The sequence below is a fragment of the Vibrio japonicus genome (assembly GCF_024582835.1).
GTDB lineage: Bacteria > Pseudomonadota > Gammaproteobacteria > Enterobacterales > Vibrionaceae > Vibrio > Vibrio japonicus.
Window position 1 is genome coordinate 1,557,376 of the sequence record NZ_CP102096.1, and the last position, 25,152, is coordinate 1,582,527.

Annotated in this window: 22 protein-coding genes and 1 pseudogene; 18 read left to right on the forward strand and 5 right to left on the reverse strand. The window is 45.6% G+C overall.

From position 1 onward, the window contains the following. Window positions 1-59: 59 nt before the first annotated feature. Window positions 60-695, reverse strand: coding sequence for a LysE family translocator (locus NP165_RS07380; RefSeq protein WP_257083337.1), 636 nt, complete (start codon window positions 693-695; stop codon window positions 60-62). Window positions 696-960: 265 nt separating this feature from the next. Here NP165_RS07380 and NP165_RS07385 point away from each other — a divergent pair, with 265 nt between their 5' ends. The 11 genes from NP165_RS07385 to NP165_RS07435 all read left to right on the forward strand — a co-directional run bounded on the left by NP165_RS07385 (window position 961) and on the right by NP165_RS07435 (window position 15,385). Next, entirely contained in the window at window positions 961-2,442 is a 1,482-nt protein-coding gene (locus NP165_RS07385; protein WP_257083338.1) for a carboxypeptidase M32, read from the forward strand. A gap of 308 nt (window positions 2,443-2,750) precedes the next feature. Beyond that, on the forward strand, window positions 2,751-4,271 hold the full coding sequence (exaC, locus tag NP165_RS07390; RefSeq protein WP_257083339.1) for an acetaldehyde dehydrogenase ExaC: 1,521 nt from the start codon (window positions 2,751-2,753) through the stop codon (window positions 4,269-4,271). Window positions 4,272-4,336: 65 nt separating this feature from the next. Next, a complete protein-coding gene (locus NP165_RS07395) occupies window positions 4,337-6,469 on the forward strand; it encodes a NosR/NirI family protein (protein ID WP_257083340.1) in 2,133 nt (710 codons plus the stop codon). Between the two features lie 113 nt (window positions 6,470-6,582). After that, window positions 6,583-6,654, forward strand: a complete 72-nt coding sequence (gene pqqA / locus NP165_RS07400; RefSeq protein WP_257085562.1) for a pyrroloquinoline quinone precursor peptide PqqA — start codon at window positions 6,583-6,585, stop codon at window positions 6,652-6,654. An 80-nt stretch (window positions 6,655-6,734) separates the two neighbouring features. Beyond that, window positions 6,735-7,652 (forward strand): pyrroloquinoline quinone biosynthesis protein PqqB, encoded by a 918-nt coding sequence (gene pqqB, locus NP165_RS07405; protein ID WP_257083341.1) that lies wholly within the window; start codon window positions 6,735-6,737, stop codon window positions 7,650-7,652. Between the two features lie 9 nt (window positions 7,653-7,661). After that, window positions 7,662-8,414, forward strand: a complete 753-nt coding sequence (gene pqqC / locus NP165_RS07410; RefSeq protein ID WP_257083342.1) for a pyrroloquinoline-quinone synthase PqqC — start codon at window positions 7,662-7,664, stop codon at window positions 8,412-8,414. Beyond that, window positions 8,414-8,686 (forward strand): pyrroloquinoline quinone biosynthesis peptide chaperone PqqD, encoded by a 273-nt coding sequence (gene pqqD / locus NP165_RS07415; protein ID WP_257083343.1) that lies wholly within the window; start codon window positions 8,414-8,416, stop codon window positions 8,684-8,686. The genes pqqC and pqqD overlap by 1 nt, the downstream gene beginning before the upstream one ends. Then, window positions 8,679-9,794: a pyrroloquinoline quinone biosynthesis protein PqqE gene (pqqE, locus tag NP165_RS07420; protein ID WP_257083344.1), complete on the forward strand. Its 1,116-nt coding sequence runs from the start codon at window positions 8,679-8,681 to the stop codon at window positions 9,792-9,794. Before pqqD ends, pqqE begins: the two co-directional genes overlap by 8 nt. Beyond that, entirely contained in the window at window positions 9,791-11,671 is a 1,881-nt protein-coding gene (locus NP165_RS07425) for a peptidase M16 family protein (protein ID WP_257083345.1), read from the forward strand. The genes pqqE and NP165_RS07425 overlap by 4 nt, the downstream gene beginning before the upstream one ends. A 2-nt stretch (window positions 11,672-11,673) precedes the next feature. Further along, window positions 11,674-12,822, forward strand: coding sequence for a nitric oxide-sensing protein NosP (gene nosP / locus NP165_RS07430; RefSeq protein WP_257083346.1), 1,149 nt, complete (start codon window positions 11,674-11,676; stop codon window positions 12,820-12,822). Continuing rightward, complete coding sequence (locus NP165_RS07435; RefSeq protein WP_257083347.1) at window positions 12,815-15,385, forward strand: hybrid sensor histidine kinase/response regulator; 2,571 nt, start codon at window positions 12,815-12,817, stop codon at window positions 15,383-15,385. The genes nosP and NP165_RS07435 overlap by 8 nt, the downstream gene beginning before the upstream one ends. Window positions 15,386-15,387: 2 nt before the next feature. Here the strand turns inward: NP165_RS07435 and NP165_RS07440 are convergent, their stop codons facing one another. After that, a complete protein-coding gene (locus NP165_RS07440; RefSeq protein WP_257083348.1) occupies window positions 15,388-16,044 on the reverse strand; it encodes a response regulator transcription factor in 657 nt (218 codons plus the stop codon). A 168-nt stretch (window positions 16,045-16,212) separates the two neighbouring features. Between NP165_RS07440 and NP165_RS07445 the strand changes: the two are divergent. Then, a pseudogene (locus NP165_RS07445) lies at window positions 16,213-16,353 on the forward strand (IS5/IS1182 family transposase); the annotation flags it as partial. A 7-nt stretch (window positions 16,354-16,360) separates the two neighbouring features. Here NP165_RS07445 and NP165_RS07450 read toward each other — a convergent pair. From NP165_RS07450 to pedF, 3 genes are all read right to left on the reverse strand, one after another. Further along, window positions 16,361-18,136, reverse strand: coding sequence for a PQQ-dependent methanol/ethanol family dehydrogenase (locus NP165_RS07450; RefSeq protein ID WP_257085563.1), 1,776 nt, complete (start codon window positions 18,134-18,136; stop codon window positions 16,361-16,363). A gap of 240 nt (window positions 18,137-18,376) precedes the next feature. Next, window positions 18,377-19,246 carry a substrate-binding periplasmic protein gene (locus NP165_RS07455; protein WP_257083349.1) on the reverse strand — a complete coding sequence of 290 codons (870 nt, stop codon included), beginning with the start codon at window positions 19,244-19,246 and terminating at the stop codon, window positions 18,377-18,379. After that, window positions 19,233-19,661 (reverse strand): cytochrome c-550 PedF, encoded by a 429-nt coding sequence (gene pedF, locus NP165_RS07460; RefSeq protein ID WP_257085564.1) that lies wholly within the window; start codon window positions 19,659-19,661, stop codon window positions 19,233-19,235. The genes NP165_RS07455 and pedF overlap by 14 nt, the downstream gene beginning before the upstream one ends. Before the next feature lie 278 nt (window positions 19,662-19,939). Between pedF and NP165_RS07465 the strand changes: the two genes are divergently transcribed. The 6 genes from NP165_RS07465 (at window position 19,940) to NP165_RS07490 (ending at window position 25,094) form a co-directional block, all read left to right on the forward strand. Continuing rightward, complete coding sequence (locus NP165_RS07465) at window positions 19,940-21,142, forward strand: lanthanide ABC transporter ABC transporter substrate-binding protein PedA1 (RefSeq protein ID WP_257083350.1); 1,203 nt, start codon at window positions 19,940-19,942, stop codon at window positions 21,140-21,142. Beyond that, window positions 21,139-22,122: a PQQ-dependent catabolism-associated beta-propeller protein gene (locus tag NP165_RS07470; RefSeq protein WP_257083351.1), complete on the forward strand. Its 984-nt coding sequence runs from the start codon at window positions 21,139-21,141 to the stop codon at window positions 22,120-22,122. The genes NP165_RS07465 and NP165_RS07470 overlap by 4 nt, the downstream gene beginning before the upstream one ends. Then, the gene (locus NP165_RS07475; protein WP_257083352.1) at window positions 22,119-22,847 is read left to right on the forward strand and encodes a lanthanide ABC transporter ATP-binding protein PedB/LutE; all 729 of its coding nucleotides are present in this window, start codon (window positions 22,119-22,121) and stop codon (window positions 22,845-22,847) included. Before NP165_RS07470 ends, NP165_RS07475 begins: the two co-directional genes overlap by 4 nt. Next, window positions 22,844-23,635, forward strand: coding sequence for a lanthanide ABC transporter permease protein PedC (locus NP165_RS07480; RefSeq protein WP_257083353.1), 792 nt, complete (start codon window positions 22,844-22,846; stop codon window positions 23,633-23,635). The genes NP165_RS07475 and NP165_RS07480 overlap by 4 nt, the downstream gene beginning before the upstream one ends. 1 nt (window position 23,636) lies before the next feature. Next, the gene (pip, locus tag NP165_RS07485) at window positions 23,637-24,704 is read left to right on the forward strand and encodes a prolyl aminopeptidase (RefSeq protein ID WP_257083355.1); all 1,068 of its coding nucleotides are present in this window, start codon (window positions 23,637-23,639) and stop codon (window positions 24,702-24,704) included. Between the two features lie 135 nt (window positions 24,705-24,839). Beyond that, window positions 24,840-25,094: a hypothetical protein gene (locus NP165_RS07490; protein ID WP_257083356.1), complete on the forward strand. Its 255-nt coding sequence runs from the start codon at window positions 24,840-24,842 to the stop codon at window positions 25,092-25,094. Window positions 25,095-25,152: the final 58 nt, after the last annotated feature.

Below are 25,152 nucleotides of genomic sequence, written 5' to 3' on the forward strand. Positions count from 1 at the left end.
AGCGACTATCCGAGTCGCTCTTTTACTTTCAATTTAATGTTTGCGAAATCACTGCAAGATTATTTCTCATCTAACATGAGTTTTACGCCTAAACCCACCAGCACAACGCCCGTTGTCCCTTCCATCCAATGCATGAAGCGCGCACTCTTGAGTAAGTTTTTCGCAGAGGTTAATGCTCCTGCCAAACCACATTGCCAAACCATGGCGATAACAAAATGGATTGCTGCCATTAAGGTTGACTGCAAAAACGCCGAACCTTCCGGATTAATAAATTGTGGTAAAAACGCGAGATAAAAGACCGCTGTTTTTGGGTTTAGCACGTTTGATAAGAAACCCTCACGCAGCGAGCGAGAAAAGCTGAATTGATGACGAGTTATCGCCCCCGCTTCCGATTGCGGAGCCGAATGATTGTTCCACAAGCCTCTTAGCGTGGTAAAACCTAAATAGATCAGGTAGGCCGCACCCACCATCTTCACGATCTGAAACAATTCTGCTGATTGAGCAAGGATTGCCGAAATACCAATCGCAGAGAAAGTCGCATGGACAAACAAGCCGAGGCAAATACCCAAACTGGTCACCGCTCCATCGTTGAATCCACCACGTGATGAGTTACGAATCACCAACGCGGTATCCAAACCGGGAGTGAGTGTCAGTATCGTTATTGCTATTAAAAATGCCTCAAAGTTCTGTATCAAGCTTATGTCCACCAAAGAAGATTTGTACTGCTTCCTTTATAGCCGTATTTACGGCGGAATTTCAATCAATATTACGCAAATCGTGTGATCTAATTCATCCCTATATGGTGATGCCATCGCTGCATCGACTAAAAGAACAATTCGACTTTGCGACCCAGTACTTAAACTCATCGCAAATGGTGACGATTTTCAGAGATGATCACTTGGTATGCCCTCATATGGTTGATAAACTTTTGTTTTATTTTTTAGTCATGGAAGGCGACACATGAGCGCATTCGAAAAAATCAAAGCACACTCTCAAAAACTCTCACATTTTCAACACCTCGCTTCAATTTGTGGCTGGGATCAAGCGGCTGTGATGCCTAGTGGCGGTAGCCAGGCAAGATCGGAAGCAATGGCAGAATTGTACGTTCACATGCACAACTTACAAACTCAGCCACAGCTTGCAGACTGGTTTTCAGAAGCGGAACAAGAGACGCTTAACACTCAAGATAGCGCGACATTGCGTGAGCTAAAACGCAATTGGCAGCAAGCAAATGTACTACCAGAAGAGCTTGTTCAGGCGAAATCGCTCGCGGGTTCTAAGTGTGAACATGCATGGCGTACTCAGCGTGGCCAAAATGACTGGCAAGGTTTCGAAAAGAACTGGGCCGAAGTGGTCAAGTTGTCTCAGGAAGAAGCGCAAATTCGCTCCGAAGCGACTGGCCTTTCAGCTTACGATGCGATGCTTGATATCTATGAACCGGGCACAACGACTGCGTCATTAGATCAACTGTTCAATGACGTAAAAAGCTGGCTACCAGAGATGATCGACGAAGCGATCGAGAAGCAATCGGCTGACAAATTCATTGAGCCACAGGGCAAGTTCTCAAGCGAGACGCAAAAAGCACTGGGTTTAGACGTCATGAAGCTGTTGCAGTTTGACTTCGAACACGGCCGACTAGATGAAAGCGTGCACCCATTCTGTGGTGGCGTACCAACGGATGTACGCATTACCACTCGTTATGATGAACAAGAATTTGTCCAGTCACTGATGGGAATTGTGCACGAAACAGGTCACGCCCGTTATGAGCAAGGCTTGCCGAAATCTCTGGCTGGCTTACCTTCAGGTCAGGCACGCTCTATGGGGATTCACGAATCTCAATCTCTGTTCTTTGAAATGCAGATCGGTCGCAGTAATGCCTTCATCGCCCACTTAGCCCGCCTTGCTGGTACACACTTCCACGGTCACGATACTGAGTTGTTTTCACAGGCAAACTTCCAAAAGTTATACACACGCGTGAAGAAAGACTTTATCCGTGTGGATGCCGATGAGTTAACCTACCCTGCTCACGTTATCTTGCGCTACGAAATTGAACGCGATCTGATTAACGGCCAAATCAAGCACACTGATATCCCTGAGCTGTGGGATCAAAAAATGCAAAGCTATTTAGGCTTGTCGACCAAAGACAACTACAAAAATGGCTGTATGCAAGATATCCACTGGACAGACGGCGCATTTGGCTATTTCCCTTCATACACCTTAGGCGCGATGTACGCAGCACAGTTTATGGCGTCAATGAAGCAAACAGTTGATGTGGATTCAGCCATCGAATCAGGTGATTTAACCCCGATCTTTACTTGGTTATCAGACAACATCTGGAGTAAAGGCAGCTTGCTAACGACGGATGAGTTGGTGAAGCAAGCGACTGGTGAGACGTTGAATGCTCAGCACTTTAAAGATCATTTACGCTCTAGATACCTATAAAGAAGACAATAAAAGCCCTAGCTATTCACGCTAGGGTTTTCTTTATGAATGAGTAATTACATTAATATCCCTTTCAGCATAGAGTGCGCTGAAAGGGATTTTTTTGTTCAGGGCACACTCATATCTGATTAGTGTTTTATCAATTAGACACATTTCCCCTCCTAAAGTATGAGTTTTTTTGGTGCCAAGGAAGCATGTTGCGTTGCGGATTGCAGGACTAATATGAAGTCATCACGGTGCTTTACCAAAAGCAAAATTTAAATCGGCCAAGGAAACCTCACTCTGTAGGCCAAACATTGAGGTGACATATGATCTACGCATATCCAGGGACTGAAAACTCTGTTGTTTCTTTTAAAGCTCAGTACGAAAACTTCATTGGCGGTAAATGGGTACCACCAGTCAACGGTAATTACTTCTACAACACTTCTCCTGTAAACGGCGAAGAGTTCTGTAAAATCCCACGTTCATGTGCTCAAGACATCGAACTGGCACTGGATGCGGCACACGCGGCGAAAGATGCTTGGGGTAAAACTTCCGTTCAAGAACGTTCAAACCTACTGTTAAAAATTGCCGACCGTATCGATGAGAATCTCGAATTGCTAGCGGTTGCTGAAACTTGGGAAAATGGTAAAGCGGTTCGTGAAACACTTGCAGCAGATATTCCACTAAGTTCTGACCACTTCCGTTACTTTGCGGGTTGTCTACGTTCGCAGGAAGGTAGCCTGTCAGAAATCGACAATGACACGGTAGCTTACCACTTCCATGAGCCACTAGGTGTTGTAGGCCAAATCATTCCTTGGAACTTCCCATTGCTAATGGCAGCTTGGAAAATCGCTCCTGCTCTTGCCGCTGGTAACTGTATCGTTCTTAAGCCAGCAGAGCAAACACCAGCAAGTATTCTGGTACTGGTAGAACTGATTGAAGACCTACTTCCAGCAGGCGTACTCAACATCGTTAACGGTTACGGTAAAGAAGCAGGCGAAGCACTAGCAACAAGCACGCGTATCGCCAAACTTGCCTTCACCGGCTCAACGGCGGTTGGTCATCACATTCTTAAATGTGCCGCTGAAAACCTCATCCCTTCTACGGTTGAACTAGGTGGTAAGTCTCCAAACATCTACTTCAGCGACGTTGTTCAGCATGAAGATGATTACCTAGAAAAATGTGCCGAAGGCTTTGTTCTAGGCTTCTTCAACCAAGGTGAAGTATGTACTTGTCCTTCCCGTGCTCTTGTCCAAGAAGACATCTTCGATAAGTTTATGGAGAAAGTTATTGAGAAGACCAAGAAGATTGTTCGTGGCAATCCACTCGATACAGAAACAATGGTTGGTGCACAGGCGTCTCAAGAGCAGTTCGACAAAATCATGGGCTACCTAAACATTGGTAAGCAGGAAGGTGCGAAGGTACTAAGCGGTGGCGACCAAGAAACACTAGGTGAAGGACTAAACAACGGTTACTACATTCAGCCAACTATTCTGCAAGGTGATAACTCGATGCGTATCTTCCAAGAAGAGATCTTCGGGCCAGTTATCGCTGTGACGACCTTTAAAGACGAAGCAGAAGCATTAGAAATTGCGAACGACACAGCCTACGGCCTCGGCGCAGGTGTTTGGACTCGTGATAGCAACCTAGCGTACCGCATGGGTCGTGGCATCCAAGCAGGTCGTGTCTGGACTAACTGTTATCACCTATACCCAGCGCACGCTGCGTTCGGCGGTTACAAGAAGTCAGGTATCGGACGTGAAACTCACAAGATGATGTTGGGTCACTACCAACAGACTAAGAACCTACTAGTGAGCTACAGCACTTCGCCACTAGGTTTCTTCTAAGACCCTCAACTCTAGGCCCCTAACTCTAACCTCACTTAGGTTAGAGTTAGGGACCTCTTTCAAGCATGAACTCAACGAATCTGCCACTTACCCCGACAAAGCTCTTCAATGGCTATCTCTCTGTCGTGGTTAAATACTTTCTGCTAACACTGCTGTTACTCACGCATACAACGCATTCGATGGCGCAGGTCACTGAAATTCCACAAGACATCGCGCAACTCTTTCCAAGTGCAACACGTGTCGACCCTCAACAAGAATCGCCCCCAGTCATTGCTGTCTATCAACTCAATCAACTGCTTGGCTATGTTTTCCAAAGTGACGATATTACCAACTTCCCAGGGTTTTCCGGCGATTCAATTAATCTACTGATTGGCATCACACCGCAAGGGATGATCAATGGCATCAAGGTATTAAATCACCATGAACCCATATTTATCCATGGTATGGGTGAGCAGCCGATGCTCGACTTTATAGACCAGTACATAGGTCACTCAATCAAAGAACGTTTTATCATTGGCGGTAAAAAAACGCCCTCGTCCGACGTCACTCAGTTTGACGGAATCACCAGGGCAACGGTGTCTGTATTGGTGATTCACGACACCATTATTGCTTCAGCGCTTAAAGTGGCGCGGGATAAGCTGGAAGGATTCACACCGAGTACCCCTTTTGTTGTCAGACCCGACTACTTTGCTGAGATGAACTTTGAACAGTTAGTCGAACAAGGTTTTATCTCGCGTTGGACAATCGATTCTAGTCAGCTGTATCAACTGCCCGATGAAGCGCAATCGGAAGCGGAGCAATACATTCAAGAGAACAAGACGTTCGTTGATTTCTACATTGTCCCGTTAAGCATTCCTATAGTGGGCATTAACCTGCTCGGTGAAACAGAGTTTGCACGCCTCAATGACAACCTAAAGTCCGGCGAGCATGCCATCATGATGCTTAATCAGGGCAGTTACTCCTTTATCGGTAAGGACTTTATCCCCCAAACGGTGCCAAGCCGTATTAGGGCGGAACAAGACCAGTTACCGATAGAGCTTAAAGACATTGATTTCTATAGCTTTCAATCCCCTTACTTTGCCCAATCAATGCCAAACTACGATGATATTCAGGTGTTTTCGATCAAAGCGCAGTCTGGATTTGAACTGAATAGGACATTTAATTTCCATCTTGATTTACCCTACGCGGTCAACCATTTAAGCCGAAAGAGCGTCACCTTTAGTCAGCCTTTCTCATTACCTGCGCAAATATTTGAAAAAGTCGAACACAACGATAGTCATCAACAGCAACCTTTATGGATGAAAATATGGAGCGACAAAACTTTAGATATTTCAATACTGGTCATTTACCTTGGTTTAATCATCACTATTTTTGTCAAACAAAAAACGCTCACCGCTAAGTTTAAACAGTTTCGAACTATTCGCCTGGGATGCTTGTTGATTACGCTGTTTTTCGTCGGTTTCTATCTTCAAGGACAATTATCAGTGACCAATATATATACCCTACTGCTGTCACTGGTGAACGGATTTAAAATAGAGTTCTTCTTACTCGATCCGGTGATATTCATTCTCTGGTTATTAGTATTCATCACTCTTTTTATATGGGGAAGAGGGATATTTTGTGGCTGGCTCTGTCCATTTGGTGCTATGCAAGAGCTGATGGGGCTAGTGGCTGAGAAACTAAGAATTCGGCAGTTTCGGGCTATCGCCACTTATCATCCTTACCTGAGAAATGTTAAGTATTTCATTTTAGTTCTGCTGGTATTCGTCGCTTTTTACTCACTAGAGCTGGCCGAATCATTGGCTGAAATCGAACCGTTTAAAACCAGTATTACGCTGCACTTCATCCGTGAAATTCCCTTTACAGTCTACGCAATTGCACTGCTACTACTCAGTTTAAAAATACACAAAGTCTATTGCCGCTATATATGCCCTCTCGGAGCGGGCCTAGCGATATTAGGTAAATTCCCCTTGTTTAAATTGATCACACGAAAACAAGAGTGCGGTAATCCCTGCCAATTGTGCCGAAGTAAAAAGTGCCAAATCGACGCAATAAATATCGATGGCAGCATCAATTATCAGGAATGCATTCAGTGTCTTGAGTGTGTAGTGACAATACAAAATCCAGACATTTGTGTTGTGAGTAAATATCAAAAAAAGGGAAAAAGAAGAGGCCAAATTAGTACCAAATCAATATAAGGGTGTAGGAACAGAATCATCCTTTTCTCCATCCAAAGTATAATATTTACCCGCTTTAACAGGGGTTATATTGAATACGGTAATACATGTAAATAACAACGGAGGTAAGCAATATGTGGACTAAACCTGATTTTAAAGATATGCGTTTAGGATTTGAAGTTACTTTATATATTAGTAACCGATAGCCATTAAATCCCCCTATCAAAAGGTGGGGGGAACTAATGCTATCACTCTATTTCACCATTCAACGAACGGATTCGCGCTAATGAATATTCTTATACTGGGCTCAGCGGCGGGTGGCGGTTTCCCCCAATGGAACTGTCACTGTGATAATTGCGCCGGAGTTCGTAATGGTACTATCAAGGCACAACCTAGAACTCAATCCTCCATTGCGATCAGTGCGGATGGAAACTACTGGGTGCTCATCAACGCCTCGCCAGATATTCGTCAGCAAATAAACCAATCCCCGCAACTGTGGCCTAAAAATAAATCTCGTGGCACTAATATACGCGCAGCCATTCTAAGTGATAGCCAGATTGACCACGTAACTGGGCTGCTGACCTTACGCGAGGGGTTGCCACTACCCGTCTATTGCACTGATGTGGTTCACGAAGACTTAACCACGGCACTACCGTTATTCAACGTACTGAGCCACTGGCACGGTGGCTTGGAATTTCACTCTATTGGTACCGACCATCAGCAAGGTTTTACCATTGAAGGTATCTCTGGACTGGAGTTTTTCCCGGTCCACTTGGAATCTAACGCTCCACCCTACTCCCCATATCGTGATGATGTGGTGCCAGGTAACAACATCGGTCTAAAAATCGTCGACACCACGAGCGGCAAGTACCTTTTCTATGCACCAGGCATTGTCGAATCAACACCACTGGTTGAATCCATGCTCGCGTTTGCGGACTGCGCACTCGTAGACGGAACCCTATGGCTAGACGATGAAATGATCGCCAAAGGCTTCAGCAACAAACTCGGCTCAGAAATGGGTCACATGCCAGTCAACGGCGAAAATGGCAGCGTTGCTCTACTCAGTAAATTCGACATTAAACGCAAAGTACTGATTCACATCAATAACACCAACCCAATCCTCAACGAAGACTCTGACGCTCACCACTATGTCATCAGTAATGGCGTAGAGATCGCCACAGATGGTATGGAAATAACGATATGAGAGGCTGTGATGCAACAACCATGGACTAAACAAGAGTTTGAACAAAAACTAAGAGAAAAAAGCGAGCTTTACCATATTCACCACCCTTTTCACGTCATGATGCACAAAGGTGAATGTAGTGTTGAACAAATCCGCGGTTGGGTAGCAAACCGTTTCTACTATCAAATCAATATTCCAGTTAAAGACGCTGCAATTCTAGCCAACTGCCGTGATATCAAAACCCGCCGCTCTTGGATTCAGCGTATTCTCGACCATGATGGTTCTGTCAATGACGATACATTAGGGGGGATTGAGGCGTGGCTTAACCTTGGCGAAGCCGTCGGCCTGACGCGCGAAGACTTACTCGAAGAAAAGTACACCTTACCGGGTGTTCGTTTCGCCGTTGATGCTTACGTAAATTTCGCTCGCCGCGCTTCATGGCAGGAAGCGGCCTGTTCATCGCTGACCGAGATGTTTGCTCCCGAAATCCATCAAAGTCGACTCGATACCTGGCCAAGTAACTACCCTTGGATTAAGCAGCAGGGACTTAAATACTTCCAGATGCGCTTGTCTCAGGCCCGCCGCGATGTCAACCATGGGTTAGCAATCACGCTAGACCACTTTCAAACTCGCGAACAGCAAGAGCACGCACTGAATATTCTCCAGTTCAAGCTCGATATCTTATGGTCGATGCTCGATGCTATGTCGATGGCCTACCACTACGAGCAGCCACCTTATGTGCATCTCGAAAACCGTCCAAACTGTCATAAGGGGATTTTTTAATGGTTTCAACCGATTCAACCCCAGAGCTAAACCCACTTTTCCGCCTGCAGTATGAGCAAGCACAAAGCTGTTATGTGTTGCTCTACCCCGAAGGCATGGTCAAGCTCAACCAAAGCGCAGCGGAAATCTTAAAACAGGTTAACGGTGTTGACCCTGTCAGTTTGATCCATCAAAAGCTCACGGAGCAGTTTCCCGACGCAGGAGATATCCTCACCGATATTGAGGAGTTCTTAACTATCGCACACGATAAAAAGTGGATTCGCTATGTCTGATTCAAGCAATCTTGGTCCGCCTTTGTGGCTGCTTGCAGAGCTCACCTACGAGTGCCCTCTGCACTGCGCCTATTGCTCAAACCCGACCGATCTTGGCGATAAGGCTAATGAACTCGACACTGAGCAGTGGTTCAGTGTGCTGGAGCAAGCACGTAAGCTCGGTTCGGTGCAACTCGGTTTTTCTGGCGGTGAGCCTCTGCTACGCAAAGATCTTGAGCAACTGGTCGAGCGAGGTCGCTCGCTTGGTTTCTATACCAACTTGATTACCTCTGGGATTGGGCTAACCGAGAAACGAATCAAACGCTTAAAAGAGGCAGGTTTAGACCATATTCAAATCAGTTTTCAGGCTGCCGACCCAGAGCTGAACAACGCCATTGCAGGCCGTGGCAACGCCTTTGAGCAAAAGAAGAAAATGGCAGAGCTTGTCAAAGCACAAGGCTACCCTATGGTGCTCAACTTCGTTATTTCGAAACAGAACATCGAACAGCTCCCTGAGATTTTGCGCCTTAGCTGCGAACTGAAAGCAGACTATGTTGAACTGGCGACCGCTCAGTATTATGGCTGGGCTTTCGATAATCGCGATCACCTACTGCCTAGCCAAGAGCAGCTCGAACTGGCGGAAAGCTTAGTGAATCAGTTCCGCCAACAGTCTAGCCAAGATGATCCGCACTTTATCTTTGTAACTCCAGATTACTATGAAGAGCGGCCAAAAGCGTGTATGAACGGTTGGGCCAGCACGTTTCTGACCGTCACCCCTGACGGTAGTGCTCTGCCATGCCACAGCGCAAAAATCCTGCCTCTAACCTTTCCCAATGTTAAAGATAAAACGCTGCAACATATCTGGTTTGAAGATTTCTCGTTTAATCATTTCCGGGGCGACAAATGGATGCCGCAACCGTGTAAGGGCTGTGATGAAAAGAACGAAGACCACGGTGGCTGCCGCTGTCAGGCCTATATGATGACGGGGGATATGTATCGTACCGATCCAGTATGCAGCAAGTCAGACGACCACCACTTGGTTGCCAAAGCCATTGCTCAAGCCTCTAACCCGACCAAGCCGATCCAGCATCGCAGACGTAAAGCAGATATCGCTTTGCAAAAACTATGAGCCCATCGTTCACGTTTTCCGGCTTTAACACCAACCCAGATTCTGAGGCGTATCAGTATACGCATCGGTCTGGGTTGACCCATTTCAATATCCCAGTTCAAAACGATACGGAACGCTACAGTGGTGCCTGGTTTATTAAAACACCCAGTGAGGACGACTCAGGTATAGCCCACGCCTTAGAACACTTAGTATTCAGACAGAGCCAATCATTCCCTAACCCCACCACTCTTTTTCAGTTGCTGGCTCTGACTGACGTCCAAATCAACGCGTCGACCCTTGATGGTGTCACTTGCTTCCACTTCTCATCGTCATGCCGAGAACACTTTTACTTAGCAGCACGATATTTGCTGTGCGGAATTTTGTTCTCTGTTATTGAAGCAGAACAGTGCCTTGAGGAGATTTTCGATGGTACTGACCAAGGGGTGATTTATCGTGAACTATTGGGCTATCAAAGTAACGCCCATTATTTACAGCAAGTGCAAGTGTTAAGGGGTGACCAAACATCACAACGTATCGCCTGCTACGGTGGCGTAACAGATACATTGACGGAGATTACTCTCGACAGACTAAAGAGCTATCATCGCCGCTATTACCGCTGCGAGAACATTGAGCTAATAACCAGCTTCGAACATGTTGATGAACTGCACAACATACTGGATTCTGTTTTGGCTCAGTATGTCGCGGAATCACCCAAGCAATTAGATTCTAAACTAACCGCCACCCCCTCTGCTCCCCAAATCACTGTGGATTATGGCTGCATTGCGAATTCTAGCTGCGTTGTCAGCTGGTGGCTGGGTATCGAGTTTTACCAATACATAAAGCAACTCGAACCCACTCTGCGCAAGTTGACTTCAAGCATGGGGGTAAAACTGCTTCCTTTAACGAATGAGTGTAACTCGGCAGGTGAATTTGCGTTGAGAGTCCTTGCTAATCCAAGTCAGACCGAGACAATACATAAAGCGTTGATTAGCGTAATTGACACCCAAAAAGCCTACTCACACAGCTACTTAATTGAGTCGGCTAAACAGCCAGACTCAATCAAACGCTTAATGAACTTCTATTACAGCAGGCTATACAACTTCGACAGCGCCAATCGCCATACACTCTCTAGCCAGATTTTGTGCCCGCCCCATATTAGCCAATTGGCTCAGATATCACCGGCTGCGCAGCCTTATTCTTCGACCAGATTAGCGAGACAAAAACAGAAGGATAAATGCCTTCGTGAGTTAAACCGCGTTATTCCACAACTAACAGAGATTGCTAGTGGGCATGCGCAAACAAGCCATTCGGATAACCTGATTAACCAGTACTCACGTTGCAGAACACCTGAGCTACCTCAGTTACTTCACCCACTGATTAACGAACTCGACAAAGGCATTAATCAAGTGGTAGACAAGCATTGCTGGCTGTTTCGTCTTGAAATTCCGGAAGGTCAAAGGCTCATAGCCCGGCTGTCACAATATCAAATCCAAGCTTCTATTCTGTTTCTTTTACCACGCATCAAGGGGGAATGTTACGTCATCTCAAGCCACTACTGCGAGCACACAAGCCAACTCTATTTTTATAGCGTGTTTGACCGAGCACCTAACCAGCGTCAACGTCATTTGACTCAAGCATTACGTGGCATCGCGGATGACAAAGTTTTCATTGCACAATCATTACCACTTATAAAAAACAAAATAATCAATCAACACCTAATTAAGCCTGGGGCTGTTAGCCCAGTTCAGCTTGCTGAAATTGAGCAAGGTTCAAAAGACCCGTTAGATTCCGTCCAGTTAGAAAATTTGCTAGGTCAAGTTTCTGAAACGTGCATTAGACACTTTCTTTTACAGCTAACTAACGAGATCATAAACAGTCAAAGTCACATACAGGGATAAGTATGACTAATATAATAACCAAACATGCTATCAGTAAGTCACCGGAACCCATCCAGGCCAGTAAAGACATCTATCAACAATTAGGTAAACCACAAAATGGATTTGTGTTGTTTTACTGCTCCGCTGTCTACCCACTTAATGAATTAGCGGCTGCACTGAGCGAACAGTTCACCGACATTGAGCTTGCGGGCTGCACAACGGCAGGAGAAGTGACCAATCAGGGCTATGATCAACACTCTATCATCGCGATCTGGTTCTCACCCGAGTACTTCTCGATTAACGCGGCAGTCATCGATCAGTTCGACTCATTTGACCTGATTACCGCACAAAGCAAAATCAACCAACTCAGTGAAGCGTGTAATCTAGGGATTGGCGAAGGAAATCAATACCGCTCTTTCCTGTTAACCCTAATTGATGGCTTGTCAGCCAAGGAAGAGCAACTGCTTAGTGTGCTCAATATGGCGGCTAGCGGACTGCCTCACTTTGGCGGTTCAGCCGGTGACGACATCAATCTGGCCAATACTCATGTTTATCATCAGGGAGCGTTTATTCAAAATGCCGCTGTGGTGATTATGGTTCACTCGCGCTGCCGATTTGAAGTGTTTAGTTCCAACCATATCGAATCATCAAAAGAGAAGTTGGTCGTCACCTGTGCGGATTCGCAAACCAGAACCGTTTTGGAGCTCAATTCAGAGCCCGCTGCACAAGAGTATGCACGTATTCTTGGCTTAGAAGTGTCTCAACTCAATCCGGAAGTATTCTCGCTATACCCATTAGCAGTCAAAGTGGGCGGCAAGTACTACGCCCGCTCTATTCAGAAGGTCAATCATGATGACCTCAGCCTGACCTTCTATTGTGCGGTGGACACCGGCATCGTCCTTAGTGCTGTTGAGATGGGAAGTATCACAGGAACCTTAGCTGACAAGCTGTCGACGATTGAGCAGACTCTCAATCAAGCGGAATGCGTCCTCGCCTGCGACTGTTTTCTACGTCGATTGGAAATCGAACAACGCCAACAGCTAGAGCCAATGCGTCAACTGCAAAGCCAATACAATATCTTTGGTTTCAACACTTATGGCGAGCACATCAACGGCACGCACCTAAATCAAACCTTTACTGGCGTCTACCTGTCGGGAGAAGTCTATGAGTGATCAACAACTGGTGGAAGAAAACAACCGCCTTTTGGAAGAGAACCGAAAGCTACGGAAAATTAATCAGGTACTGATTGAACGCATTGAAGATGGTGGCAGTGTCGGTAATCAACCCTACGCCACCTTTGAACACTCAGTTCAACTTGCCAAACAAGTGAAAGAGACGACCCAGACGCTCAACGAAACCCTAGCTGAACTTGAACGCAGTAAACGTGCCCTGAAAGCTGAAAATGAGCAAGCTAACCTGTTCAAGCAACGTTTTATCGATGCCATTGAAAGTATCTCAGATGCGTTCGTTTTACTCGACAGTGACGGTCGGATCATTTTGCAGAACAGCCACTTCTCTCGTTACTGGGAACAGGTAGGTTTGCGTATTGAAGAAGGGACCAATCTTAATGACTTTAAAACGCTGGCCAAAACCCGTGGCATCATCTCTCAGGCTTATCCCGGAGATGGCAATAACAGTTCGGTTTACCGTCTAGCTGATAACCGTTGGTTTCAGCTCAATGAGCATCGTACTCAAGAAGGCGGCTGGGTGATGTTGTACAAAGACATTACCGCACTCAAACACGCTGAAAGTGAACGCTACGAGCACGCTATGGCACAGAAGTCGAAGCAGCTGCAAAGTCTGGTCGATAACCTATCTCAAGGCGTAATGTTAGTCAGCCAGCATGATCAGGTCGAAATCTGGAACAAGCGTTTTCTCGAAATAAGTAATCTATCTCCACAAATCCTGTGCAGAAAACCCTTTATCTCTAACTTAACTAACGCCACTGACCTAGACCTGATGCCGCAGACACTGGATAGCGAGCGCAACGCCAGCAGTGTACAGACCTTACCCAACGGCCACGTGATTGAGATAAAAGATCATCGCCTTAGCAACGGCAAACTGATCAAGACCTTCACTGATATCACCAGTTCGCACCGTTATGCGCAGTCACTTAAGCAAAGTGAAAGTCGATTGCGATTGATCACCGATAACGTACCAGCAATGATTGCGTATGTGGGTGCAGATCTTAAGTTTCAGTTTACCAACAAGGTGTACGTCGACTGGTATGGTCGAGAGCAAGGCGAACTGTACGGTATGGACTTGCGAGCGAGTCGAATTAATGGTGACTTTGGTACGCTTCAACCCCATGTATCGCGCGCACTTCAAGGCGAGAGCGTTAACTTTGAGGTCGAAGAGATCAACCATTTAGGCGAAACGGCCTACCTGCATAAATCTTATGTGCCAAACAAGGATGATGCTGGCAATGTCCTCGGATTTTTCGTCCTAGTGCGTGATGTCACCACTCGACACAAAAACGCCTTAGCGCTGCAAAAAGCGCACGACCAACTTGAGCTACGCGTCAAAGAGCGTACCTCTCAGTTGCAACGACTCAACGACATCTTGCACGGCGAAGTGGAAGAGCGTCGACGTGCGCAGCTCGATCTCACCGCAGCGAAAAGTGAAGCAGAGCAAGCAAACCTATCGAAGACCAAATTCCTCGCCGCTGTCAGTCATGATCTGCTGCAACCACTCAATGCTGCTCAACTGTTCACCAGCTCGCTCTCTGTGCAGTTAAAGCAGGAAAAAAACCAGTCGCTACTTAACTCTATCTCAAACTCCCTCGACGACTTAGAGAACTTAATCAGTACCTTAGTCGACATTTCCAAACTCGATGCTGGCGTAGTCAAAGCAGATAAGAGCGCCTTCAATCTCGGAGAACTACTGACTAACCTAGTCAACGAGTACCGCTACAGCGCTGGTCAGTACAATGTTGAACTAAGATATGTGCCATTTGAGGGTGTCGTCTATTCTGATAGCGTGCTACTGGCGCGTATTCTGCGTAACTTCCTTTCTAACGCATTTAGATACACAGATAACGGCAAAGTATTGATTGGCTGTCGCAAGCAAGGGGAGCAGGTATCAATCCAAGTGTGGGATAACGGTGCGGGTATTGCTGAAGATCAGCTCTCCGTGATTTTTGAAGAGTTCAAACGCTTAAAATCTTCATCAAAGGCATATGGTAACGGTCTTGGGTTAGGGCTATCGATCGTCGATAAGCTTTCCAAAGTATTGGAACACCCTATTCATGTACGCTCAACGAAAGGTAAAGGCTCGGTGTTTTCTGTTGATGTGTCACTGGGACATATGTCTGCTCTTCCAAAACAAGCCGATCATCTGGAACGAGTATTCGCTAACACCAACCTTGTCGGTCGTGATGTATGGCTGATTGATAATGACGTTAGTATCTGTGACGCAATGAACAAGCTACTCACTAACTGGGGATATAACCTAACTATCGCCACCAGCATCGAACAACTGCGTTCAAAAGTCGATACAGCGACAGATAACGTCGACTTGTTGATAGTTGACTATCACTTGGATGATGGCGTCAATGGACTTGATGTAGCAAAAACCATCAGCGTAGACAGAGCAAATCCGCTACCTACGCTGATGATTACCGCTAACTATAGTGAAGAGCTAAAAAATCAGGTCAAAGACAATGGCATGCTGCTGCTTCACAAGCCGGTTAAGCCGATGAAACTGAAAACATCTATGCACTACTTGCTTAAGTAGTGCTAACGCTTGAGATACTGATTAAAGTCGATATCACTGCAACCAAGTACAGCCTGAACGCGATTACTCACCCCGAGCTTCTTCAGAATCGAAGACACATGAGATTTAACCGTGGTCTCAGAAACATTGAGGTTGTAGGCAATTTGCTTATTTGCCTCCCCTTTGGTCATGCATTTTAAGACCATTAACTGTCGGCGTGTAAGCGATGACAACATCTCAGGCGTCAATGGCGATTCCTGGACAGTCGCTGTGGTCGCCTGAGTACGGATAATATCCGCCGGCAAATAGATGTTTCCTTCAAGCACGTTTTCTATCGCTTCAGCAATGGTTTCCTTGGAAGAAGATTTAGCGATAAAACCAACCGCACCATAGGCAATGGTCTGGAGGATAACTTGCTTTTTGTTTTCTGCAGATACCACCACGACAGGCGTTGTAGGACATTCGTTGATCAGATCAAGCAGACCGTTTAGCCCAGTCATACCAGGCATATTCAAGTCGAGCATAATCAGATCAATATCGTCATTGGCTTTGGCAAACTCGATCGTAGAAGCGATATCTTCCGTTTCATAAGTCGTACTGTTTGGGAACTGACTTCCTAAAATATGAACGATCGCGTCTCTAAAAAGCGGATGATCGTCGGCAATCAAGACTTTGTACATACCCAGCGTCTCTTGTTAATTGACTTACTCTTCATCTTAGCGGAATAACCTTTTGTGACAAGGCAGCTCTTCTCATCCATTAGTAGTAAGAAAGGTGGAATTAGTCGTAGAAATCAGTCCAACAAGGTCTTAATCAACCGTGGCTCATGACTTTTGGGATGAATGAGGAAACGCTCGCTCTCTGAAACAGCGATGTATCGAGTGAAACAATTGCTAAGTGGGCGATTAAGCCTGAGAAACTACAACACTCAGGTTGGTGAAAAACAATCAATAAAAAGGGCTGATTTTACAGCCCTTTCACTCCGTTAGGTTTGGTTTACGTCTTTGGTAGTTTAAATGTCCAAACCGTACCACCTTGGTTGAAGTGTTTCACGCGTTTAGCGACATCACCACCCCATAGAGGAACCGCGCCACCCCAGCCGGAAAGAACTGAAACGTACTGCTCTCCGTCCATTTCCCAAGTAACTGGTGAGCCAACAATACCCGAGCCAGTGTTAAACTTGTACTTTACGTCGCCTGTTTTAGCATCAAAGGCCATTAAGTAGCCTTCAGGGTTACCCATAAAGACTAGGTTACCAGCGGTGGTCAACACGCCCCCCCAAAGCGGTGCATAGTTTTTATGACGCCAAACTTCTTTACCTGTTTTCGGGTCGATGGCACGTAATACGCCAATGTAGTCATCATTGATTGCTTTGATGGTAAAGCCAGCACCTATGTAGGCTGCGCCCTTCTTATAAGTAACAGGTTCGTTCCAGACATCCATTTCCCATTCATTAGATGGGACATAGAACAGCTCGGTATCTTTACTGTACGCCATTGGCATCCAGTTCTTGCCACCTAGGAAAGACGGCGCTGCAACAACCGTTTTCCCTTTCTTACCGTCTGTCGAATCGATAGGGTTACCAGGGCGGTTACTGTCAAGGAAGATCGGGCGGCCATTTTTATCTAGACCAGAAGCCCAAGTAATTTTATCCGCAAATGGGAAGCCTCGAATAAAGTCGCCATTTTCACGGTTAAGTACATAGAAGAAACCATTTCGGTCAGCAGTCGCTGCGGCTTTAACGGTTTTGCCATTTTCTTGATAGTTGAACGAGATAAGCTCGTTTACGCCATCGTAATCCCAACCATCGTTTGGTGTCGTCTGGAAGTGCCATACGATTTTGCCTGTGTCTGGATCAATGGCTAGACGTGAAGATGAGAAGTAGTTGTCGCCAGGTCTTAAGTGAGAGTTCCAAGGTGCAGGGTTACCTGTACCAAAGAACAACAGGTCAACTTCAGGATCGTAAGTACCACCTAGCCAAGGGGCTGCGCCACCTGATTTCCATAGATCGCCCGGCCAAGTCTGCCCTGGCTTACCGCCAGAAATACCATTTTCAACTTTTTTTCCATCTTTCCAGATGTAGCCCATGTGGCCTTCAACCGTTGGACGTTCCCAAACCATCTCACCATTGTTTGCATCAAACGCCGTCACTCGTCCAACTACACCGAATTCACCACCTGAGATCCCTGTAATAACCTTGCCCTTAACAACGATAGGCGCAGCGGTAATCGAGTAGCCTTCTTTGTAATCAGCAACTGTCTTTTTCCATACGGTTTTACCAGTATCTTTGTTTAGTGCAACCAGCTTAGCATCTAAGGTACCGAATATAACCAGATTGCCATACAGAGCGGCACCACGGTTGATTACGTCACAACATGGCATTATGCCATCCGGTAGACGCGCGTCGTACTGCCAGAGTTCTTCACCCGTACGGGCGTCGATAGCGTACATACGAGAGTATGACCCTGTGATGTACATAACCCCATCTTTTATTAGTGGTTGAGACTCTTGTCCACGCTGTTTTTCACCCCCCAAAGAGAAAGCCCATGCAGGACGCATCTCCTCAACGGTATCGGCATTGATTTTGGTTAAAGGACTGTATCTTTGACCTTTAAGTCCCAGGCCGTATGAGACGACATCATCGGTCGTCATCTGATCGTCGGTAATATCTTTGTCTGTTACATTAGCATTCACTGCACTACTCAGTGCAAGTGCTAAACAACTAATGCTTAGAGAAAAAGACAGCTTCATGCTCTTATTCGCTTTTATCATCATTGTCCCTCGATGGATTGTGAGTTAGTCAGTAGGCGAAGGTGCTGCATTTGGGGTATCACCTAGTGTGAATTTGTGTAGTTTTGCTTACTGAACATCTGGTCAGCTCGCTTGGTTTCTGCGCTTGTAACTCTCGGCTTGTAACACTCAGTTGTACCAGCGTATGTTGTCCGTAACGTTGTGCCTATTCGCCTGCGGTAGGGATTAACTTCATCACTTAGTCGTAGGCGTATAGGGGGATTAGTAGGATGTTGAGGCTTGGTAAATGGCATGGTATTTGTCGAATATTGATTGCATCTGGCCTTGCTCAATCATCTCCTGAACAATGTCACCAACCGCGTAACCAAGCTGGCGATACTGGCTTTTGACGGCCATCCCAATTTCCCACTGCTGCTGACCGATCATAGGAAAAGCATTGGTCGCCAATTGGTATTGCTCACGATTAAGCTGGCCTTGCAAGTATGAGACTTGGCTACGAAGTCCCATTACTGCATCAACCTGACCTGCTTGCATCGCTTCAACCGCCTCGACGGTTGTCGGGAAGTGTTGAGCACTGTCTCTCATCCGGCCGCCGAGAGCCGAGGAGAGATAAAATTGCGGTATTGAATCAACTTCAACACCGATAGAATGGTATTGAAAGACCGCCATAGTAGAAACGGAGTCGATTTTGCTGCTGTCATAGATGATCTGCCAAGACTCGGTATGGTAAGGGGCGAACATATGCACCTGTTCATGGACCAATTCACCAATATCATCGCGACTCAGGGTGTAGGCCTTATCGTAAGGAACACGAAGCATCAAGTCGGCGACTGTGCGCTCCAGATAGTGCCCTTTCCACAAGTTGTTTCTTAAATCATCCTCGACGTTTTCATCAGCAGTCATCCACTTCAGTTTGAGTTCGAGCCCCATTTGTTTGGCAATCTGCTGAGCGATTTCCACATCTATACCTTTAGGTTCGTCATCAACAAGGTATGAGAAAGGCGGGTAATCACGATAGATGGCTACCGAGATAAAATCGCTTTCGATAATGTCGTCGTAAGAACGAGCATAGCAAGCGGCGGTGCTACCAATAACACATGCCGCAAGGCAAATATGTTTAAATATCTTCACTGATAGACTCTAACCATGTTTTGATCGACCAAAGTGCTTCTTGAGACAAGTGCTCAGTCATTTTTGGCATGTAAACAGCACCATTACGAACCGCACCGTTTTGTACGCGATAACCGTACCACTCATCACCATCAAAATCTGGGGTTAGGAATCGTAAGTCTGGAGCGATACCACCTGAGATGCCTTCAAGGCCATGACAGCGAGCGCAGTTTTGGTTATAGGCAGAAGCGCCTAATTCGATAATGCTTTTCAGGGTTTCACCGGTTTCTTTACGGTAAGGATTCTCCTCAATCCACTCTTCCCCTAATTGAGGTAACTCTGAGGTGTTAATTGACTGAGGTGTTACAGCCCCATGAGCGTGCAAATTAAAAGAGCTTGTCAATAATATCGGGGCAATAAGTAGGCTTGGTTTCAATAATTTCACTAGAATCTCCTTTCACTAACTTCAATTTATTCTGATTTCAATATTAGTGACCAAGCAGACCGATTCTAATTACACTTTGGAGCCTTTCTTTCTCATCCTTTAGTAGGTAGTCCGGTAGGAAGAATGTTGAGAATTATATGTATACGTATGATTATTATGAGTTTTTTGGTTTTTATTTATTAATTTGACTGATTTTCAACGTCAATAAGTTTGATATAAGCTAATCAAAGTTTAGCAAGCTAGATAACGAAAACGGTAAGGAAGATCGGATGGAAAATATAAATAAAATATCTTTGATTATGTGTGTCCTTTTATTGTGTTTTATTTCCACTATTTCATCCGCTAAAAACGTAGAGCCGATTGAAATTAATATCGCTTATTTAAAACAAAATATTAAGCGTCCCCCCGCTTTATCTAATGTGATAGAGCAAGCCGAAGATAGTGGCTACCAAGGTGCCTTGGCGGGCCTGGCTGATTCAAACAGTACCGGAAAATTTCTTAAGCAAAGCTTCCACCTGACGTTTGAGCAGTCAGATCTGGCTGATGATATTTTGGCCAGTCTAGATAACTCCTATCAACTGGGTACACGACTCTTTGTGGTCGACCTTGCAGCAGAGACACTGATTAAAGCGGATCAGTGGGCGCAAGATAAACCAGTATTGCTGTTCAATGTTAATGAATCATCTGATCGGTTTCGTAGCAAGCAGTGTTTAACTTCAGTACTTCATACCGTACCAAGTAACGCGATGCGCTCAGACGCTATTGCTCAGTGGTTGCTGAATAAGCGTCTTACTCAAGTGCTGGTTGTCAGTGGTGAAAGAGATGAAGATTCTGAGTTAAGTCAGTCGTTTCAACGCTCGGCAAAACGTTTTGGTTTAAAGCTGATCGAGGAAAAACAATGGACGTTTAATTCGGATCTTCGCCGTAGTGCACAGCAGGAAGTGCCACTGTTTACTCAGACGTTAAAAGAGTATGACGTGGTTTATGTCGCTGATAAATCGAAAGACTTTGCTGAGTATCTGCCTTTCAACACTTACTTACCACGACCTGTTGTCGGGTCGGCAGGATTAGAGGCGTTGTCATGGCATTCAGTGATCGAACAATGGGGCGCCGCTCAACTTCAAAAGCGTTTTTATCAACAAGCTAACCGAAGAATGAATGAGCTCGATTTTAGTGCTTACCTGGCGGTGCGTAGCATCGGTCTGGCAGTGCATGAGCAGAAAAGTGCTGATTCACAACAGATCGCCAACTTCATTAAGTCGGATGACTTTGCATTAGCAGCTTATAAAGGGAGAAAGCTCAGCTATCGAGCATGGAATGGTCAGTTGAGAATGCCAATGGCACTGGTGCAACCCCATGGCTTAGTCTCGCTTTCTCCACAAAATGGGGTGTTACACCCAAAAACAGAACTCGACACATTAGGTTTTGATGTTGAGGAAACAAACTGCGTTTCGAAAAAGGAGATTTTATGAAACCTGCATTCTTCGTCAGCTGTCTATTTGGTGCATTAGTAGGATTAACGCCTACGCTATCTAATGCCTCTGAACAGGCTTATGTGACCAACGAAAAAGATGACGACATTTCAGTGATTGATATGAGTTCACTGGAGGTGATTAAAAAGATTCCGGTAGGACAAAGACCACGCGGAATCGTCTTTAATCACGATCAAACCCTTGCTTATATCTGTGCTAGTGATTCAGATACCATCCAAATTCTTGATCTCAAAACCGAGCAGATTATTGGTGAGCTTCCTTCCGGTGAAGACCCAGAAACCCTCGCGCTTCATCCCGATGGCAAAACCATCTATACCGCCAACGAAGATGATGCCCTGCTCACGGTTATTGATATTGAAACCCGCTCAGTGAAAACCCAAATTGATGTCGGTGTCGAGCCAGAAGGTCTAGCGGTTAGTCCTGATGGCAAGATCGTAATCGTAACATCAGAAACCACTAACATGGTCCATTGGATTGATGCGGAAACGAACGAGAATTTTGATAACACCCTAGTCGCTGAGCGTCCTAGATCGGCAATGTTCTCTAAAGACAGTAAGCGTTTATGGGTGAGCTCTGAAATCGGTGGCGAGCTGGTGGTGATTGACGTTGCAACGCGTAAGATCATTAAAACCTTTACCTTTGAAATTGATGGAATCCATAAAGACCGTGTTCAACCTGTTGGCGTTGAATTAAGTGACGATGGTAAGTATGCCTATGTTGCTTTAGGCCCAGCGAACCATGTCGCTGTGATTAAGCGTGATGACTTAACCATTGAAGAGTATCTGCTGGTTGGTCGCCGAGTATGGCAACTAGGTTTCAATAAGGATCAGAGCTTATTACTGACGACAAATGGTGTTAGTGGTGATGTTTCTGTGATTGATACGAATAAACACAAGGTCGTTAAGTCAGTTAAAGTAGGACGCTACCCTTGGGGCGTGGCGATTAAGGATACACTATGACCCTAAAGGTAACGGATCTAAGCTATGACTACGGCCGACAGCCGGTTTTGAAGCAGGTTTCGTTGCAGCTGAATTCAGGGGTTAATGTGTTGCTCGGACCAAACGGAGCAGGCAAGAGCACGCTGTTTTCATTGCTGACAGGACTTTATGTCAGCAAGCAAGGAGACATCGCCTATGGCGATCTCTCCTTAACTAAGCAACCGCGAGCCGTTCGCGCTCTGCTAGGCGTGGTTTTTCAACAAAGCACACTAGATTTAGACTTAACCGTTAAGCAGAACCTACTTTATCACGCATCTCTACACGGTCTTTCTGCCAAGCAAGCACTCGCCAATATCGATGATATTCTGACAGATTTAAAGCTGTCACAACGTTTAAGCGATCGTGTTCGAACCCTTAATGGCGGGCATAGAAGAAGGCTCGAAATCGCCAGAGCTTTGATGCATCAACCTAAGTATTTACTGCTTGATGAACCGACGGTGGGTTTAGATAACGAAAGCCGTCAGTTAATCATCGGTCATATCAGAAAACTGGCTCAAGCCAGAGGGATTTGCGTTGTCTGGACGACGCATTTAATGGACGAAGTATGTGAGCAGGATAACCTGATAGTGCTTAACCGCGGTGAGGTCAAAGCTCAAGGTATCTGTGCGGAATTATGCTGTACACACAAGGCTGAACAGGTTTATCAGCTCTACCACATACTTACAGATAGTGCGGAGATCATGTGAGTTTTCAACAATACCGTTACTGTTTCATTGGTGTTATCAAACGTGAGTTTCTGCGTTTTGTGCAGCAAAGAAGTCGTTTACTGAGCGCTTTGATTCGTCCATTATTGTGGTTGCTCGTGTTTGCAGCCGGCTTCCGTGCTGCGCTCGGGGTTTCGATCATGGAGCCTTATGGAACCTACATTACTTATCAGCAATATATTACCCCAGGATTGTGTTGCATGATTGTGCTTTTCAATGGCATGCAAAGTTCACTTTCGATGGTTTACGATCGAGAAATGGGCAGTATGAAGTTGTTGTTGATGAGTTCATTGCCGAGGCCGCTATTGCTGCTGTCGAAACTGGTTTCTACGGCGGTATTATCACTTGTTCAGGTGTGTATCTTTCTGTTAATTGTGCAGATGGTGGGGGTTGATACCCCTTTACTCGGTTATCTCACGGCTATTCCCGCAATCTTCTTAATCTCATTTTTTCTTGGTGCGCTCGGCTTACTGCTATCCAATTTGATTAAGCAGCTAGAGAACTTTGCTGGGGTGATGAACTTCATCATCTTTCCGATGTTCTTTCTTTCCAGTGCCCTTTATCCATTATGGAAAATGAAAGAAGCGAGTTTGTGGCTATTTTGGATCTGCAACTTCAATCCGTTTAGCTACTGCGTTGAGCTCTTGCGCTTTGCCCTTTATCAACAACTGAACGTTCAAGCCTTTGGTGTTGTATTTTTCGCAACATTAGTGGTCTCTGTGGTCGCTATTTATAGCTTTGAACCTAAACAAGTGAGTCGTCGAGGATAGGATGGTTATTGAGGCGCAAAGAGAGCTCTATCCTGAGATTGAGCCTTACCAAAGCTTTATGCTACCGATGAAGGCGGCACAGGGGGAGCAGTGTCATCACATCTATGTGGAGCAGTGCGGAAACCCAGATGGCATTCCCGTGCTGTTTCTGCATGGTGGCCCAGGTTCAGGTTGTCGACCATCACATCGCCGACTGTTTGATCCCAGCAACTACCGAATCATCCTGTTTGACCAGCGTGGTTGTGGCCGTTCCAAGCCCTATGGTTCGATTAAGGACAATACTAGCGCGCATTTAGTCGCGGATATGGAGCAGATCAGGCAGCATCTTAAGATCGAAAAATGGATTTTGTTCGGTGGCTCTTGGGGAGCAACTTTGGGGCTTATCTATGCGCAGAAGCATGCAGAGCGAATCGCGGGTCTGGTGCTAAGAGGCGTCTTTCTAGGCCGTAAACAAGACATTGATTGGGTCTATGGTCATTCAGGCGCTGCAAAACTGTTTCCTTTCCAGTGGGCTACATTGATGTCTTTACTCACTAGTGAAGAGCAGTCATCACCGATTGAAAGCATTTATCGTCACTTAAATGGCCAAGATGAGCCGCTTAAACTCAAGCTCAAACAGGCACTTGACGTATGGGAGAATCAATTGGTTACGTTAACACCACAACCAACGGCAGAGTCTCCAGACTTTGAACAACTTGCTGCTAATGAATCTAAACGGATTCAACTTCACTACTGTATCCATGACTGTTTTATCGATCAGCCTCTATTGTCGAGGCCATTCGCGTTAACGGACGTGCCATGTCATATTATCCAAGGACAATATGATATGGTCTGCCCGCTAGAACAAGGATGGCAGTTGTATCAAGCGAATCCAGAATTTAACTTCAAAGTTGTTCCTTTGTCAGGGCATGTGGCGAGTGAGCCATTAATACAAGATGCGCTGCTCAACCTAATGGACAACTTGGCGTGTTTAGAGAACAAAAAACCAACGCATGCCACCTCACCGAAAACTAATGACTGTGTTGACCAACCTAGCGCACAAGGGGTAAAACCTTTGCAGCGGTTTTAGCCCTATAGCCTACTTAATCCTTAACCACTTCCCCACTTTTGGAAAATCTCTCCCTGACACTTAAGTTATTCATGTTGTTGTCATACTCGACAAGTAGTCTCACCGAGTCATTTGATTAACACCTATATCATTCACATGGGACAGAAAATTCATCCAAAAGACGAAAGAATCGTGCAGCTATTGCAGCAACAAGGTTTGATAAAAAGAGAAGTAAAAACACGTTTGAAAAGCGAAGTTTACCGCCTACAAACTGACGAGATCGTCAAAATTAATAACTATGCCGAGCACTTTGGGCTAAGCGCAAAACAAAAGTTGATCGATGAAATACTCGACCTTCGCCGTGAAACTATGATTTCTAGGCTCACAAAAGCTCAGGTTGTTGCTCTATAAATGATAAATGCAAGTTCAGCCCCTCTTATAAAAGAGGAGCTGATTTACTACCGACTTA

Excerpts from the sequence above, each read along its gene's own strand:
- NP165_RS07450 (WP_257085563.1), bottom strand. The coding sequence starts at position 18,136 with ATGATAAAAGCGAATAAGAGCATGAAGCTGTCTTTTTCTCTAAGCATT.
- pqqE (WP_257083344.1), top strand. The coding sequence starts at position 8,679 with ATGTCTGATTCAAGCAATCTTGGTCCGCCTTTGTGGCTGCTTGCAGAG.
- NP165_RS07440 (WP_257083348.1), bottom strand. The coding sequence starts at position 16,044 with ATGTACAAAGTCTTGATTGCCGACGATCATCCGCTTTTTAGAGACGCG.
- nosP (WP_257083346.1), top strand. The coding sequence starts at position 11,674 with ATGACTAATATAATAACCAAACATGCTATCAGTAAGTCACCGGAACCC.
- pqqB (WP_257083341.1), top strand. The coding sequence starts at position 6,735 with ATGAATATTCTTATACTGGGCTCAGCGGCGGGTGGCGGTTTCCCCCAA.
- NP165_RS07425 (WP_257083345.1), top strand. The coding sequence starts at position 9,791 with ATGAGCCCATCGTTCACGTTTTCCGGCTTTAACACCAACCCAGATTCT.
- pip (WP_257083355.1), top strand. The coding sequence starts at position 23,637 with ATGGTTATTGAGGCGCAAAGAGAGCTCTATCCTGAGATTGAGCCTTAC.
- exaC (WP_257083339.1), top strand. The coding sequence starts at position 2,751 with ATGATCTACGCATATCCAGGGACTGAAAACTCTGTTGTTTCTTTTAAA.
- NP165_RS07475 (WP_257083352.1), top strand. The coding sequence starts at position 22,119 with ATGACCCTAAAGGTAACGGATCTAAGCTATGACTACGGCCGACAGCCG.
- NP165_RS07385 (WP_257083338.1), top strand. The coding sequence starts at position 961 with ATGAGCGCATTCGAAAAAATCAAAGCACACTCTCAAAAACTCTCACAT.
- NP165_RS07470 (WP_257083351.1), top strand. The coding sequence starts at position 21,139 with ATGAAACCTGCATTCTTCGTCAGCTGTCTATTTGGTGCATTAGTAGGA.
- NP165_RS07490 (WP_257083356.1), top strand. The coding sequence starts at position 24,840 with ATGGGACAGAAAATTCATCCAAAAGACGAAAGAATCGTGCAGCTATTG.
- NP165_RS07395 (WP_257083340.1), top strand. The coding sequence starts at position 4,337 with ATGAACTCAACGAATCTGCCACTTACCCCGACAAAGCTCTTCAATGGC.
- NP165_RS07465 (WP_257083350.1), top strand. The coding sequence starts at position 19,940 with ATGGAAAATATAAATAAAATATCTTTGATTATGTGTGTCCTTTTATTG.
- pqqD (WP_257083343.1), top strand. The coding sequence starts at position 8,414 with ATGGTTTCAACCGATTCAACCCCAGAGCTAAACCCACTTTTCCGCCTG.
- pqqC (WP_257083342.1), top strand. The coding sequence starts at position 7,662 with ATGCAACAACCATGGACTAAACAAGAGTTTGAACAAAAACTAAGAGAA.
- NP165_RS07435 (WP_257083347.1), top strand. The coding sequence starts at position 12,815 with ATGAGTGATCAACAACTGGTGGAAGAAAACAACCGCCTTTTGGAAGAG.